We start from the raw sequence: 15,159 nt of genomic DNA, 5'->3' as shown, positions 1-15,159 counted from the left end.
CTTGTTGGAAAGAGGAATCCAGCGCTCGGGGGCATTCAATTCTATGGGGGGCTCTGTAGCACAAATACGACACTACAGCTCAGAAATATAACAACGAAAAACAGTCAACCTATTTCAGGACTTGACAGAGACCCTGGGCTGGAAAATGAAGTTCCAAGCGAGTGATAACCCAATTAAAACCGACCCACTCAGTTTGATTTGAGTCTATTATCTTCTTAATGGAGGGCCATACATACGGGGATTTTTTTCCTGGGGCGATTTTGCGCTTGACAGGAGGCCTCATGTCCAGGCAATGTCAATAACATGAGATAATCTTGAAAAGCGTTGAAGGAGCATATGCATGGACGCGCTCAAAGGCATCCGCACCCTGGTTTTGAACGAGCCTGACCCCGACAAACTGCGCGAACAGGTGCGCCGCTATTTCCACCTGACCTATAGTATCCACGAAAAGCTGTACGAGACCCTGGCCGACGACGCCACTTTCTATCTGCGGGCCGATCCGCTGCGCCATCCGCTGGTCTTCTATCTGGGACACGCTGCGGCCTTTTTCGTCAACAAGCTGATCATCGGCAAGATCATCAACGCGCGCATCAATCCCGCCTTCGAATCCATGTTCGCCATCGGGGTGGACGAAATGAGCTGGGACGACCTCAACGAGGCGAATTACGCCTGGCCGGAGGTCTCAGCTGTGCGCGACTACCGGGATCAGGTCCGCGCCATGGTGGACACCATGATCAGCGAACTGCCTTTGGATGAAAAGGGAATAACCTGGTCCAGCCCCTGGTGGCCTGTGGTGATGGGCATCGAGCACGAACGCATCCATCTGGAAACCTCGTCCGTGCTGATCCGCCAGCTACCTCTGGGAAAAGTGCGGCAGCTTGATTTCTGGAACATTTGCCCGGAAGCCGGGGATGCGCCGGAAAACAAATTAATACCCGTATCCGGTGGCAAAGTGAAACTGGGCCGCGACGACTCCAGCCCCCTTTACGGCTGGGACAACGAATACGGCCACGCCAGTTTTGAGGTCCAGCCCTTCAAAGCCTCCAGATATCTGGTCTCCAACGCGGAATTCCTGGAGTTCATCGAGGCTGGCGGCTATCAGCGGAAGGATTTCTGGACCGAGGAAGGCTGGTCCTGGAAAACATTCCAGCGGGCCGAAATGCCGCGTTTCTGGAGGAAAGAGGGCGAGGGCTACAAACTCCGTTTGCTGGCCAGCGAGATTGCCCTGCCCTGGAACTGGCCGGTGGAGGTCAACTATCTGGAGGCCAAGGCTTTCTGCAATTGGAAAGCTTCCCAAACCGGCAAAGCGATCCGCCTGCCCTCGGAAGAGGAATGGATGCTGCTGCGCGATTCCCTCGTCAAAACCGACCAACCTTGGTGGGACAAGGCTCCGGGCAACATCAACCTGGAATACTGGGCCTCCTCCTGTCCGGTGGATAGATTCCAGTTTGGCGATCTTTACGATGTCATCGGAAATGTCTGGCAGTGGACCGAAACCCCGATCTATCCCTATCCCGGCTTCAAAATCCATCCCGTCTATGACGATTTCACCGTGCCCACCTTCGATGGACGGCACAACCTGATTAAAGGCGGCTCCTGGATCTCCACGGGCAACGAGGCTTTGCGCGATTCCCGCTACGCCTTCCGCCGCCATTTCTACCAGCATGCCGGTTTCCGCTATATTGAAAGTTCAGCGCCGGTGGCCATCCATGACGAGCCCTATGAGGCCGATCCCACCATCATTCCCTGGTGCGACGCGGATTGGGGCGATGACCCCCTGGGCGAAAAGAACATCTCCCCGCGGCTGATCGAAGCCCTCAAACCCTGGCTGGACGGGGGCGGGAAGGCCCTGCACCTGGGCTGCCGGACGGGCCGGGGAACCTTTGAACTGGCCCGCCATTTCGACTCCGTGACCGGCCTGGACTTCACCACCCGGCTCATCCGCCTGGCCACGCATATGAGGGAAAAAGGATTCATCCGCTATCTGCGCGAAGACGAAGGCGAGATCCAAAGCTATCTGGAAAAGGCGCTGGCGGATTACGGACTTGTGGATTTCGCGGACCGCGTGGAATTCTGGCAGGCGGACGTTTCCAACCTATTGGCCAAGTTCAGCGGCTACGATTTCATCTTGGCCGAGAACGCGATCGGTGGAGCGATAAATCCGCGGCGCTTCCTGACCGAGATACCCTCCCGCCTTGATTCGCGCGGCATTCTGGCCATCGCGGACGCCTATGCCTACGATCCTGAGGTCACCCTGCGGGAAAACCGGATCGGCGGATTTCGCAAGGACGGCGAGCCATACACCAGCTTTGACGGGCTGAAAGAGCTGCTGGAAAAGGATTTCGAGCTGCTGGAAGAGCCCCGGGAACTGCTGCAGGCCCTGCGCCGGGGTGAACGCCTCTTCGAACTGCGCCGGGTGCAGTTAAGCGTTTGGCGCAAAAGGGCATAGATGCGAGCCTCGCTGGCCTTGTCTTTGTTTCTGGCCGTCCTGGCCTTGAGCGCGGAAATTGTCCAGATCGGTAACGAAAATCTGGTCAACCAAAGCCTGCCCATCGAGGCTGCAACCACCTACAGCTATTCGCAGCAACTCTATTACGCCACGGAGATCCAATATCTGGGCCACGTGAACTCCATCTCCCTGCAATACAGCGTGGTCGGCAACCTTTTTGCCGCCAACAACACCACATGGCAGGTCTGGCTGGGGCATACGGAGCGGGCCTTTCTGGACGGCTGGGTGCCGCTGGACAGCCTGACCCTGGTCTTTGACGGGACCCTCAGCCTGGACTGGTTTTCAGGAGGCCTGCCGGGACAGGGCTGGCTGACCATTCCCCTGGCCGAGCCCTTTTTCTACGATTCGGTGGGCAACCTGGTCCTGGCCGTGGATGAGAACAGCCCAGGCTCCTCCTCGACCGGGGACGAATTCCTATGTTCGGCATCCACTCCCACCCGGGGCCTGGTCTATTTCAGCATGAGCGTCAATCCCGATCCCGCCTCGCCGCCGGATACGGGTCTCAATTTCCGCAATTCCTTTCCCAACTTGCGTTTGGAAATGACAGTCTATTCTTATTTGCCCTATCAGCCATCCCCCGCGGACCAGGTTTCAGGGGTCGCCACCGACACCGATTTCCTCTGGCAGAGCGACTCCGAGACCTTTGACCTCTATCTGGGCGATTCGCCCCAAAACCTGGTTCTACAGGCCCAGGGCCTCACTGCTTGCCAATGGAACCCAAGCGAGCCGCTGCAGATGCTGCAAACCTATTACTGGCAGGTGATCGCGCACCATGAGGGACAGGATTATCCCGGCTACGTCTGGAGTTTCACCACCGCCGGGGAAGGCATCGGGCCGCCGCAAAACCTCATCGCTTGGTATAGCGGGGATCACGTGCAGTTGGACTGGTCGCCGCCTCTTTACGGAAATCCCACGCTCTACCGGGTGTTCCGGAACGGGACCTTCTTCGCGGTGAGCCAGACCACCAGCTATGAGGATTTCGAAGTCGGGCCGGGCCAGGTGCATTACTATTACGTCAAGGCGGAGAACGCCTTGGGCGAGATCTCAGACCCCTCCAACACCGCCACGGTGCACATTCCTGAGATCATACCCAACCTCATCCTCCAGCAGGGCTTCGAGGCCTGCACGCCTTTCAGCCAGAGCATTGCGGGCTGGCAAAACCTGGACCTGGATGGAGCTGCAACATGGTCATGGAACGGCATCGACTTTCCCGGGGAAGGGGACCCTCTGGCTTGGCTGAGCTTTTTTCCAAGCCAGACCGTCCCGCCCCTGACCAGCATTGCGGCCCACGGCGGAGCAGCTATGGCGGCATCTTTCAGCGCGGTGGTACCACCCAGCAACGACTGGCTCATCTCTCCGCGCCTTAACCTGGGAACCCAGCCCCAGCTTTCCTTCTGGGCTCGTTCCCACACCGTGGATTACGGTCTGGAGAGGCTCCGGGTGCTGATATCAGCCACGGATGCCGAACCCGCCAGCTTCACGGCCCTGAACGCGGGCAACTGGCTGCTCGTTCCGGAAGAGTGGAGCCAATACAGCTACGACCTGAGCGCCTGGCAGGGCCAAAGCGTTTACCTGGCTTGGAATTGCGTCTCCTGGGACGCCCTGGCGCTGTATTTGGACGATATCGTCATCACCGGCGAAGGCGGATATGTGTCACTGGAAGAGGAGCTTGCCCCACCGCCGGTATTTCGCGTGCATCCCAACCCCTCGGAGGGGGCTTTCGTGGTCAGCAGCACCGCCAAAGCGCCTTTTGACCTGGCTTTATACGACCTGCGCGGGCGCAAGCTCTTTTCCGCACGGGGTTTGAGCGGCTTCAGCAGTCGGGAACACTTGCCGGACTTGCCTTCCGGGATCTATTTTCTGAAATTGAAAGGGGGCGGAAAGGGAGCCGGTTTTCGCCTGGCCGTGATCAAATGAGCAAATACACGCCCGTGCCGGACATCGAGGACTTCATCGCCAACCTCTGGCGGGACAAACAGTTCCGGGATAACATCGTCGCCGCACAGGAGCTGGAGCCGGCGGAGGCCGTTTGGTCCGAGTTTCCGCAGCAGGCGCGGCCTGAACTGCTGGCCCTGCTTAAGGCGCAGGGCATACAGCGGCTCTATAAACACCAGCGCGAGGCCATTGATGCTGCCCTGAACGGGGAAAGCCTGGTCCTGAGCACCGGAGTGGCCAGCGGCAAGAGCCTCTGCTACCAGTTTCCCATCCTCCAGGACCTGCTTTCCAGCCACCAGAGCCGATCCTTGCTGCTTTTTCCCACCAAGGCCCTGGCCCAGGACCAGCAGCAGAAGATGCAGGGCCTGCTCCTCGAGCTGGCGCGCCAAAATCCTGTACTGCCGCGTGTCAAATGCGGCATCTACGACGGCGACACAGCCAGCGAGGCGCGCCGCGGGATCCGCAACCAGGCGAGGCTGATATTTTCCAATCCGGACATGCTGCACCTGGGAATTCTGCCCAACCACACGCTCTGGAGCGGCTTTTTCGCCAATCTGAAATGGGTGGTGATCGACGAGGTTCACATTTACCGTGGGGTCTTTGGCTCCCATTGCGCCAATGTTTTTCGCCGACTGAGGCGGATCTGCGCTCTTTATGGCTCCGCTCCGCAATTTATCTGCACCTCCGCCACCGTCGCCAACGCCCGGGAACTGGCCCAGGACCTGCTGGAAAGACCGACGCGCCTGATCGACAAAGACTTTTCGCCCCACGGCAAGAGGGTGTTTTTAATAATCAATCCGCCGGTCGTGGATGCCAATCTGGGCATCAGGCGCAGTTCACTCTTGGAATCCACCGCCCTGGCCAAGCGCTGGCTGCACACTTCCGGACAGGCCATCCTGTTCTGCGGGCCCCGGCGCAGCGTGGAGATACTCTATCTCTACCTCAGCGGCAGCGAGTTTTACAAGGATAGGGTGCGCAGCTACCGGAGCGGCTATCTGGCCTCCCATCGCAGGGAGATCGAGAAAGAACTGCGGGAAGGCAGGATCGGCATGGTGGTTTCCACCAACGCCCTGGAACTGGGTATCGACATCGGGGGACTGGACGCGGTGTTCCTGAACGCCTATCCGGGCACCATCTCCGCCACCCGCCAGCAGGCTGGAAGAGCAGGCCGCAAGGGCAACACAGCCCTCGCTATCCTGGTGGCCAGCGCCAATCCTTTGGACCAATACATCTGCCAACATCCGGACTACATCTTTGAGAACAATCCTGAACACGCGCTGATCGCTCCCGACCATCACGAGATCCTGCAATCCCAGCTCCTCTGCGCCATCCACGACCTTGCTTTGCTTGAAGACGAGGGCTTCGGCAGCCTGGGCAGCGAACACATCTTCCCCTATCTGCAGGTGCTGGTGGAACAGGGACTCATCCGCAAGGCGGGAAACCGCTACACCGGTGTTTTGGAGGCCTATCCTGCGGCGGAGGTCTCGCTGCGCAACATTTCCGACCAATACCAGATCACCAGCGGCGAAGACCTGATCGGCTGGGTGGATGGCGCCAGCGCACTCTGGATGGTGCATCCGGGAGCGATCTACCTGGATAAGGGCGATACCTGGATCGTCAGCAAGCTCGACTTGAAACAGCGCCGGGCGGAGATAGAGCCGGTCACGGCCAACTATTTCACCCAAACGACGCGCGAAACAGAGATCGAATGCGACGCCCTCCAGAACCGCCAAAGCTGCCGGGGCGCGGACAAATACCTGGGCCGGGTGACCGTCACCACCACCATCACCGGCTACAAAAAACTCAAGTTCTACACCCAGGAGATCCTGGGCCGCGAGCCGCTGGACCTGCCGCCCTCGCATCTCAAGACCGTGGCCTGGTGGATCGGGCTGAAGCCGGAGACCGTGGCCAAAGTGAAAGCCCAGGGCCTCTGGAACATCGCCCCCAACGACTATGGCAAGGATTGGCCCGCCATCTCCGCCGCTGCCCGCCAGTGCGACAAATACCTCTGCCAGCATTGCGGATTGCCCGAAAGCGAGGCCCAGCACCACGTGCACCACATCGTTCCCTTCCGCAAATTCGCCAGCGCCGAGGAGGCCAACCAACTGGCCAATCTGGCCACTCTCTGCCAGCGCTGCCACCGCCTCGCGGAGCAGAATGTGCAGATGCAGAGCGGCATCTCGGCCCTTGGCTATCTGCTGGTGAACCTCTCCCCTTTCTTCGTGATGTGCGACCGCAAGGACATCGACGTCTTTGCCGAAGACCGCTCCCCGCTGGCGGCTGGCGATCCGGTGATCCTCATCTATGACAACATTTCCGGCGGCATCGGGCTCTCCCGCAAGCTGTTCGACCTCCACGACAAGATCCTAAAAGCCGCTTTGGACCTGGTTTCCCGCTGTCCCTGCACGATGGGCTGCCCCTCCTGCGTGGGCCCGGTGGCGGAGAACGGAGAGGGGGCCAAGGACCACGCCATCGCCATATTGAAAGAACTGGTGGGCGATGAATGAAGCGGGTCCGGAGCAAAACACAAAGGAGGCCGGAAAGAAGGTCCTCAGCGTGTGTGGAGTTTGCTGCGCCACGGATTGCAAGGCCTACAAGACCGAATGCGAAGGCTGCGTCGAGTTGGAAGGCAGGATACCATGGGCGGTATTCTACGGCCGGGAATTCTGCCCCATAGTGGACTGCGCCAGGGAAAAGGGCTATGAGTCCTGCGGGGATTGCGGGCTCGCGCCCTGTCAGGTGTGGTTGGACACCCGCGATCCCGACGCCTCAGACAAGCAGTTCGCTGCCGATCTGGCAAAGCGCTTGAAAAACCTGAAGGAACAGGGCTGAAAAGCAAATCTGGCATCCTTTTCCACCCTTTTCACAAGTCCTGTGCCGAAGAGACACTCGCCCTACACACTCCGAACAAAGTACGGGATGTGTAAGCCGAACGTTCTGTGGGCGTGAGGTTTGGGAATGAGGTGCGGAAGGGCTTGACAGAGCCACTGAAACCTGATAGCTTAACTAAAAAGATGCAAGGGAGCCGATGATATGAAGGATTATTTTCGCCCGGACCTGGCCGGTAAACAGCCGTCCGAGATCAACGTGCCGGTCCGCAAACACATGCTGTGCCTGAACGAAAGCTGCCTGGACCCCTATCAGGCGATCAAGGCAGATTTTTTGCAGAGGATGGAAAGCATCCGCCTCAACCGCTATCTTTCCCCGGTGACAGAGGAGCTTCACACCCGGCTCGCCGCTTATGCCGGATTGGACAAGGCCCGTATCGTCTGGGGCAACGGCGCGGACGACTTGCTCTACCACATTTTCCTGGCCGTGCGTTGGGACGATAACGCGTTCGCGGTCAGTCTGGCGCCCTCCTATTTCGATTACAAGACCTTCTGCGGCATGGTGGGGCTGAAGATCAGGTTTGTGGACCTGCAGGAGGACCTCAGCTTCGACACCCGGGAATATCTGCGCCTGGCCTCGGATCCGGACTGCCGCCTGGCGATCCTCTGCAACCCCAACAACCCCACGGGAAACCTGTTTTCTCCGGAGCAATTGAGCCTGATTGTGGAAACCCTGCCGGACAAGTTGGTGCTGATCGACGAGACTTATCACGAGTTCTCGGGCGCCACTTTCGCTTCCGAACTGGACCTGCATCCCAACCTCATCCTCATCCGCTCTTTCTCCAAAGCTTTTTCCGGAGCGGGTTTACGCTTTGGCTATGCCCTTTCCCGGGAGGAAAACATCCACAGCCTGCGCAAGGTCCTAACCACCTTTCACACCAGCATCCTGAACCAGGCCTTCGCCCTCACCATCCTGGAAAACTCCACTTTGTTCCAAGCCCATGTGCGGGACGTGATCTCCATGCGGGATTCCATGCAAGGGAGGCTCCAGGAACTTCCCGGAGTAAGGGTTTTTCCCTCCCACACCAACTTTCTCACCTTCTCCGTGGGAGACGATACGGCCGCGCTGTTTGAGCATCTAAAGGACCATGAGGTGGCCGTCCGCGACGTGAGGGCGCATCCCCTGTTGCGTGACTGTCTGCGCTTAACCATTGGCTGCGAGGAAGATAACCGGGCATTCATGTCCGCATTGGAGACATTTTTAACCAACAGGCAGCAAGCCTGAATATTTTTTTTGCAGAGTTGTGGAAAAATTTCAACACAGCCTGAAAGGATAGATTTTACAAGGTCTTGGGGAAAAAGCGAGGTAGGCCGCGCAGGTGATTGGCAAAGCTCTCAAATGCTTGCCAATAAAGGGTTAGGAGGATAAGGAGAGGCAGCGAGATATGGATAAACCAAGGCCTGGGCAGGAGTGATACAGCTCCTTTCCCGCTCTGATCGATACTCTGGGTCCAAGCCACTAAGAGGTAAATATTTCCCCGGAGGCGTGGGTATGATAACAAATTTTGCTTTACAAGATACAAGGCCCATCCAAATTAGCCTCAGAATGGTTAGAAGTTGAAGCTAACTGACAATGTGAGAGACTTTTCTGAACCCTGTGCTTGAGCTATGCCACTCTATCCTCTTGTAATTCAATAAAATATAAGATAAAAGGTGACGCAATGCAGAGCAAATGGCTGCTGCCGGGGGAGCTAACCCCTGAAGAAAAGACCCAGATCAAAGCGCTATCCGCGAGCTTGAAGTGTCCTCGCCTGGTTGCCGAACTCCTGTATCGGAAAAACCTGCAGGCTCCAGAGGCGATCGAGGCATTCTTCCATCCCCGGCTGGATTTCCAGCATGACCCCTTCCTCTTTCCGGACATGGAAAAGGCGGTGGAGCGCATCCTGCGGGCTATCGATAGCAAGGAGAGGATCACCATCTATGGGGATTACGACGTGGACGGCACCACGGCCACGACCCTGCTCTATCTTGGGCTGCAGCGCCTGGGGGCCGACATCGATTTCTACATCCCCCACAGGATGATCGATGGCTACGGCCTTTCGCTGGGCAGCCTGGACCAGATCAAGGAGATCGGCACCTCGCTGATCATCAGTGTGGATTGCGGCGTGAACGCCCTGGAAGAGATCGAGGCGATCAATGCCCAGGGCATGGAGATCATCGTCACCGACCACCACAACCCCAAGGAAGAGCTTCCCGCGGCCTATGCCATCATCAATCCCAAGATCGAGGGCTGTCCCTATCCCTTTCCCCACCTGGCCGGAGTCGGTGTGGCCTATAAGCTCCTGATGGCGATCTACCGCCGCAAAGGCATCGAAAACGAGGAAAACACCCTCAAATACATGGACCTGGTGGCGGTGGGAACGATCGCGGACATCGTGCCTCTGACAGGAGAGAACCGCATCTTTGCCTCCATCGGCCTGCAGCACCTGATCGCCAAGAAAAACCTCGGCCTGAACGCTTTGGTTCAGATCTCGGGAATGAATTCCAAGACCCTGGACACTTCGGACATCGTATTTGGCATTGCGCCGCGCATCAACGCGGCCGGCAGGATGGGCTCCGCTTCTGTGGCCGTGGAACTGCTCATTTCCCGGGACAAAGCCAAAAGCCTCGAACTGGCGGAGATCATCGAACGGCAAAACTCGCTGCGCCAACAGGAGGACCAGAAAACCTTCCATGAGGCCTGCGACATCATCGACAAGAAATACAAGGACATCAGCACGGCCCCCTGCATCGTCATCTCTTCGGACGATTGGCACCCCGGCGTGATCGGGATTGTGGCATCCAAGCTGGTGGAAAAATACTATCGCCCCGTGATCATGATCTCCTTCAAGGAAGGCTTTGGCTGCGGTTCGGGACGGAGCGTGGAGGATTTTGACCTCTTCGGCGCGCTCAAACAGATCGGCCACAACCTGCACAGCTACGGCGGCCACAAATACGCCGTCGGCTTCACCATCCTGCAGGAATACATCGACCGCTTCGAGAATGAGCTGGCCCGCTATGTGGCCGAGCATCTGCAGCTTCAGCAAAGCAAGCCTCCGCTGGAGATCGACCATGAACTGGAGCTTTACGACATCAGCGATTTCCTGATGACCTGGATGGAGCGCTTCGCGCCCTTCGGGCCGGACAACAACCGACCCGTGCTCATCACCCGCGACGTCAGCGTGACCAACTATCCCTACACGGTCGGCCGCAACCACCTGAAGCTCAAGGTGATGAAGGACGGCGTGGTGCTGGACCTGATCGGCTATAACTTTGGCGATTACCTGCCCCTGCTGAAAAAGAACGCGCTGCTGGACATCGCCTATACCCTGGAATACAATCGTTTTGGCAACAAGACCAGCATCCAGGGCAAACTGCGAGACATCCATCTGCACTGAGGAACTCCGTGAAGACCGCAATTTCCGCCCTGTCGATCCTGCTCCTGCTCATGGCCGGATGCGCGAATCCGAGGTTCAGCCCCGCACGGGAGATCCGGGGACGTGAACTGATCCGGGTTCTGAACGTGGAGCACAATTATGACAAAGCGGTGAGCGACAGCCGCGGCGAGATGGTCTACGCCCTTCTCAGGTCCGCGCAGGAGATCCACATCTACCAGGGGGCGCGGCGTGTCAACAGTATCGGCGGACTGGGCTTTGAACGCACGAATTTCCAGCGCCTGGCCGATATCGGGGTGGACACGGACGGCGGGCTTTTAGCTCTGGACACAGCGCAAAAGCTATTGCGCAAGTTTTCGCCCGAGGGCAGGCTGATGGCCGAACTGCAACTCAAGGGCCTGCAGCAGCCGGAGCTTTTCTGCGTGGGTAGCGACGGCACTCTCTTCGTCCATGATTCCGCCAGTTCGGAGATAGTTTCCTTTTCCCGCCTGGACGCATCCGAACTCTACCGCTTCGGGCGCTTCGAACTGGAACTGCCGTCCTGGCTGGCCTGCAGCCGCAACTACGTCTACGCTTACAGCCGGGAACGCGACCGCACCTACGTTTTCTACCAGCTGGGCCAGCACAAGTGGACCTGGGAAGGTCTCTGGGCCTTCGATGATTTTGACAATCCCATCCAATCCCAGCCTGAGACTTACGAATCCCGGTCTTTCAGGCAACCCCGGGCGATCAGCGTCAACGGGGCCGTGCAAACAGAAACTCGGGATTTCGAGATCAAGATGACGCGCCTGATCTACGGCGGGAGCAACGATGCGGCGCAATGACCTGCTGCTCACTTTCCTGGGCGCCCTGATGCTGGCGCTTTCCAGGCTGCCGCTGCATCTGGGCTGGCTGGTCTTCTTCGCCTGGCTGCCCTATCTGCACGTCTTCGAACGCGGGGTGGATTCCCGCATCCAGTTGCTGCGCATGGGTTTCGTCACCTCGGTGGTGTATATCCTCATCGTGTTCTACTGGTTCGCGCTGGTCACCGTGCCTGGTCTGATCGGCATGGTGATCCTCTACACCTTTGTCTATTATCTCTTTTTCTGGGCGATCAACCGGATCTTCCGGACCCTGCCGTTCTTCCGCTATGCGGGCTTCATCGCGCTCATCATCACCTTCGAATACATCCAGAATTTTGGCCAAACCCGTTTCCCCTGGTTTAATCTTGGCTATTCATTGGCCGAATACAACATCCTAGTACAACTGGCAGATAGCGTTGGAGTAGTGGGCCTTTCCGCCCTCATCCTGATCATCGGGGTTCTGCTCCACCAGATCCTGCCCAGCAGCCATAAATGGCTGATGGCCCGCAGGTCATCCCCGGGAAATGTCCTGCATCCTCTGAGGGCGAGAAGGGTGGCGTCCTGGCTGGTGATCATTCTGATCCTGGCGGTCTGGCTGGGCTACGGCTATCACAGCCTGCGCAACACCGCGCTGGAAGGGCACGACGCGGGCATCTTCGTGATGCAACCCTCTATAAACCAGGATGTGAAATGGGATCCCGACCAGTTCGACAGATCCCTGGCCCTCTTCCAGGAGCTCACTTTGCAGGCTGCGGCCGATTCAGCCCGGATCGTGATCTGGCCTGAAGGTGCGGTGACCAACTACATGATGCGCATGCCGGGGATTCAAAGAGACCTGCGCGAGATCCTGGACACCACGCGGGTCGACATTTTCACCGGCTTCCCGGATGTGCTGCCCGCGCCAGTGGGACACATCAACAGCGAGGTCTATTATAACGCCGCCTCGCTCTTCCAACCTGATAATTTCTATCACGAGATCTACTACAAGAACATCCTGGTGCCTGTGGCTGAACGCATGCTCTGGCTGGACCAGCTTCCCTTCATGTGGAAACTGCAGTTTGGCCAGGCCAATTGGGAGTTTGGCACCGAACTCCAATATTACGAAAGCGGTGGCTTCACCTTCTCGCCATCGATCTGTTATGAACTGGCCTTCCCGGAACTGTTCCACAGGATGGCCATCCCGCGCGATCCGGATTCGGGGGAATTCCGGAAATGCGACTATTTGGTTAATATCACCAACGATGCCTGGTTCGGCACGTCCTACGGTCCCTGGCTGCATGCCTCCATGGCGCGTTTTCGCGCCGTCGAGAACCGCGTCCAGATCTACCGCAGCGCTAACACGGGCATCTCCATGATCGTCGATCCCAGGGGGAAAATATTGGAATCGACCGATCTTTTTGAGGTAAAGAACATCACAGCTCCAATCTACACCACAGCCAAGGTCCCGCTCATCCGCAAGATCCACCGCTATCCTCTTCTGCTGGTAGGGCTTGCGCTGAGCCTGACCCTGCTGTCTTGTTTTAGGAGAAACGAGAGACCACTATGAAAAAGTACTTCTACACCATTGGGGAAGTTAGCAACATCCTGGGCGAAAAGCCTTACGTGATCCGCTATTGGGAGAGCGAATTCAGCTTCCTGCGGCCGCGTAAGGAGGAAGGACGGATCCGCAAGTATTCCCAGGAGAACATCCTGTTGCTCAAGAAGATACAGGATATGCTGCACAACCAGCGCTTCACGATCGAGGGGGCGCGCCAGAAACTCAAGGAAGAGCGCAGGCAGGCCAAGAACGGGACTCAGACTGTCGCCAAAGCGGTGGAAATGACTGCCACGGAACAGCTTGAGACCCTCAAAGAACTGCGCGGGCAATTGGAAAGCATCCGCAAACAGTGCCGCAAACTGATTGGGAAAGGCAAATGAACTTCCAGGACATCATCCTCACCCTGCAAAGGTATTGGGCCTCGCAAGGCTGCAACCTACTGCAGCCCTACGACATAGAGATGGGCGCGGGCACTTTCCATCCCGCCACCTTCTTTGGCGCATTGGGCCCCAAAGCTGTGTCCATTGCCTATCCGCAGCCCTGCCGGCGTCCCAAGGACGGGCGCTACGGTGAAAATCCCAACCGCCTTCAGCATTATTACCAGTTCCAGGTGATCATCAAACCAAGCCCGGACGACATCCAGGACCTCTATCTGAAAAGCCTCGAGGCCATCGGGATAAAGATCGCCGAGCATGACGTCCGCTTCATCGAGGACGACTGGGAATCGCCGACCCTGGGCGCTTGGGGTCTGGGCTGGGAAGTTTGGCTGGACGGCATGGAAATCAGCCAATTCACCTATTTCCAGCAAGTTGCCGGCACGGACATCTTTCCTGTAAGCGTGGAACTGACCTACGGGCTGGAACGCCTGGCCATGTACATCCAAGACGTCGACGACTACCGGAATCTGCGCTGGAACGACACCACACCCTATGGCGACCTGTTCTTCGCCAAAGAGGTGGAATACTCGGACTATAACTTCAAGGCGGCGGATACGGCCCTGCTTTTCGACCTTTTTCAGGATTACGAAAAGGAATGCCGGGAACTGCTGGACAAAAAGCTGGTCTATCCAGCCTACGACAACCTCCTCCGCTGCTCCCACACCTTCAACCTTTTGGACGCGCGCGGCGTGATCAGCGTCACGGAAAGGGCTGCCTACATCGGCAAGATCCGCAATCTGGCCAGAGAAACGGCCGCGGTCTATTTGGCAAAATACGCTTCTGAGGACAAGAGATAGGTCAATAATGCTGCATTCTGTGTGGAGTTTCAGCAATGAAACCATCCCGGTTCTCGCGACAGCCATCCACAACGGCCACCAGATGCCCCAGGTACTTCTCGCCAGCTGTGGCATCAACGAAGCGGACCGCCTGCGCGAAGAAGATCCCCATACTGGCGATTTCGCAGGGATGTTTCCCAATCATGTGGTTTTACAGACCTCCCGTTTTGCCGTTGACCTCAACCGCAAGCCGGAACAAGCGGTCTACCTGAAACCTGAGGACTGCTGGGGACTGCCGGTCCGCTCCCAGCCTGTCCCGGATGCCCTGTTAAGCAGACTAAGGGAAGATTACGCTTCCTGGTACTCACTGCTCAAGTATCAGGTGGAAAGGCTGCTGGCGATCCATCCCTTCCTCGTGGTCCTGGACCTGCATTCCTACAACCATCGCCGGGGCGGACCTGAAGCCGAGCCCGACCCCCAAATCCAGAATCCGGATATCATCATCGGCCGCAGCAATTTAAAGGAGAGGCACCACCCCGCGGCGGATGCTTTGCAACATCTGCTGGATGGGCAACCCTTGCTGGGCAAAGCTTTGGATTGCAGGCTGGACATCAAATTCAGCGGCGGCCACCTTTCCCGCTGGCTCAATGATAACTATCTGGACCGGCTCATCTGCCTCGCCATCGAATTCAAGAAAACCTGGATGGACGAATGGAGCGGAAAGATCGACGATCAGGCTTTCTTCAGCCTGAAATCCCTGTTCCTGGCTGCCGTTCGTGACTGGCTGGCAGACACATACCACATTTTCCTGTAAGCTCCAGACACTACCCTATGTTTGTATTTTACCAGAAATAGGGAACA

11 protein-coding genes are annotated in these 15,159 nt (G+C 57.6%); all 11 read left to right on the top strand.

The genetic code is table 11. From position 1 onward, the window contains the following. Nucleotides 1–340: 340 nt before the first annotated feature. Nucleotides 341–2,449 carry a 5-histidylcysteine sulfoxide synthase gene (gene ovoA, locus K0B87_03935; protein MBW6513890.1) on the top strand — a complete coding sequence of 703 codons (2,109 nt, stop codon included), beginning with the start codon at nt 341–343 and terminating at the stop codon, nt 2,447–2,449. Beyond that, nucleotides 2,450–4,426, top strand: coding sequence for a T9SS type A sorting domain-containing protein (locus tag K0B87_03930; GenBank protein MBW6513889.1), 1,977 nt, complete (start codon nt 2,450–2,452; stop codon nt 4,424–4,426). Beyond that, entirely contained in the window at nt 4,423–6,951 is a 2,529-nt protein-coding gene (locus tag K0B87_03925; protein ID MBW6513888.1) for a DEAD/DEAH box helicase, read from the top strand. The genes K0B87_03930 and K0B87_03925 overlap by 4 nt, the downstream gene beginning before the upstream one ends. Beyond that, a complete protein-coding gene (locus K0B87_03920) occupies nt 6,944–7,276 on the top strand; it encodes a DUF3795 domain-containing protein (GenBank protein MBW6513887.1) in 333 nt (110 codons plus the stop codon). Before K0B87_03925 ends, K0B87_03920 begins: the two co-directional genes overlap by 8 nt. Before the next feature lie 201 nt (nt 7,277–7,477). Continuing rightward, a complete protein-coding gene (locus tag K0B87_03915; protein MBW6513886.1) occupies nt 7,478–8,557 on the top strand; it encodes an aminotransferase class I/II-fold pyridoxal phosphate-dependent enzyme in 1,080 nt (359 codons plus the stop codon). Nucleotides 8,558–8,993: 436 nt separating this feature from the next. Beyond that, nucleotides 8,994–10,709 carry a single-stranded-DNA-specific exonuclease RecJ gene (gene recJ, locus K0B87_03910; protein MBW6513885.1) on the top strand — a complete coding sequence of 572 codons (1,716 nt, stop codon included), beginning with the start codon at nt 8,994–8,996 and terminating at the stop codon, nt 10,707–10,709. Between the two features lie 8 nt (nt 10,710–10,717). Next, nucleotides 10,718–11,530, top strand: a complete 813-nt coding sequence (locus K0B87_03905; GenBank protein ID MBW6513884.1) for a hypothetical protein — start codon at nt 10,718–10,720, stop codon at nt 11,528–11,530. After that, nucleotides 11,517–13,094 (top strand): apolipoprotein N-acyltransferase, encoded by a 1,578-nt coding sequence (gene lnt, locus K0B87_03900; protein MBW6513883.1) that lies wholly within the window; start codon nt 11,517–11,519, stop codon nt 13,092–13,094. The genes K0B87_03905 and lnt overlap by 14 nt, the downstream gene beginning before the upstream one ends. Further along, the gene (locus tag K0B87_03895; GenBank protein MBW6513882.1) at nt 13,091–13,465 is read left to right on the top strand and encodes a MerR family transcriptional regulator; all 375 of its coding nucleotides are present in this window, start codon (nt 13,091–13,093) and stop codon (nt 13,463–13,465) included. The genes lnt and K0B87_03895 overlap by 4 nt, the downstream gene beginning before the upstream one ends. After that, the gene (locus K0B87_03890; GenBank protein MBW6513881.1) at nt 13,462–14,319 is read left to right on the top strand and encodes a glycine--tRNA ligase subunit alpha; all 858 of its coding nucleotides are present in this window, start codon (nt 13,462–13,464) and stop codon (nt 14,317–14,319) included. The genes K0B87_03895 and K0B87_03890 overlap by 4 nt, the downstream gene beginning before the upstream one ends. Before the next feature lie 7 nt (nt 14,320–14,326). Then, the gene (locus K0B87_03885) at nt 14,327–15,112 is read left to right on the top strand and encodes an N-formylglutamate amidohydrolase (protein ID MBW6513880.1); all 786 of its coding nucleotides are present in this window, start codon (nt 14,327–14,329) and stop codon (nt 15,110–15,112) included. Nucleotides 15,113–15,159: the final 47 nt, after the last annotated feature.

This window comes from Candidatus Syntrophosphaera sp., assembly GCA_019429425.1.
Classification (GTDB): domain Bacteria; phylum Cloacimonadota; class Cloacimonadia; order Cloacimonadales; family Cloacimonadaceae; genus Syntrophosphaera.
This window is presented reverse-complemented; position numbering and strand designations above follow the sequence as displayed.

Coding starts and splice junctions, on each gene's coding strand:
- ovoA (MBW6513890.1), top strand. CDS start 341: ATGGACGCGCTCAAAGGCATCCGCACCCTGGTTTTGAACGAGCCTGAC.
- K0B87_03930 (MBW6513889.1), top strand. CDS start 2,450: ATGCGAGCCTCGCTGGCCTTGTCTTTGTTTCTGGCCGTCCTGGCCTTG.
- K0B87_03925 (MBW6513888.1), top strand. CDS start 4,423: ATGAGCAAATACACGCCCGTGCCGGACATCGAGGACTTCATCGCCAAC.
- K0B87_03920 (MBW6513887.1), top strand. CDS start 6,944: ATGAATGAAGCGGGTCCGGAGCAAAACACAAAGGAGGCCGGAAAGAAG.
- K0B87_03915 (MBW6513886.1), top strand. CDS start 7,478: ATGAAGGATTATTTTCGCCCGGACCTGGCCGGTAAACAGCCGTCCGAG.
- recJ (MBW6513885.1), top strand. CDS start 8,994: ATGCAGAGCAAATGGCTGCTGCCGGGGGAGCTAACCCCTGAAGAAAAG.
- lnt (MBW6513883.1), top strand. CDS start 11,517: ATGCGGCGCAATGACCTGCTGCTCACTTTCCTGGGCGCCCTGATGCTG.
- K0B87_03895 (MBW6513882.1), top strand. CDS start 13,091: ATGAAAAAGTACTTCTACACCATTGGGGAAGTTAGCAACATCCTGGGC.
- K0B87_03890 (MBW6513881.1), top strand. CDS start 13,462: ATGAACTTCCAGGACATCATCCTCACCCTGCAAAGGTATTGGGCCTCG.
- K0B87_03885 (MBW6513880.1), top strand. CDS start 14,327: ATGCTGCATTCTGTGTGGAGTTTCAGCAATGAAACCATCCCGGTTCTC.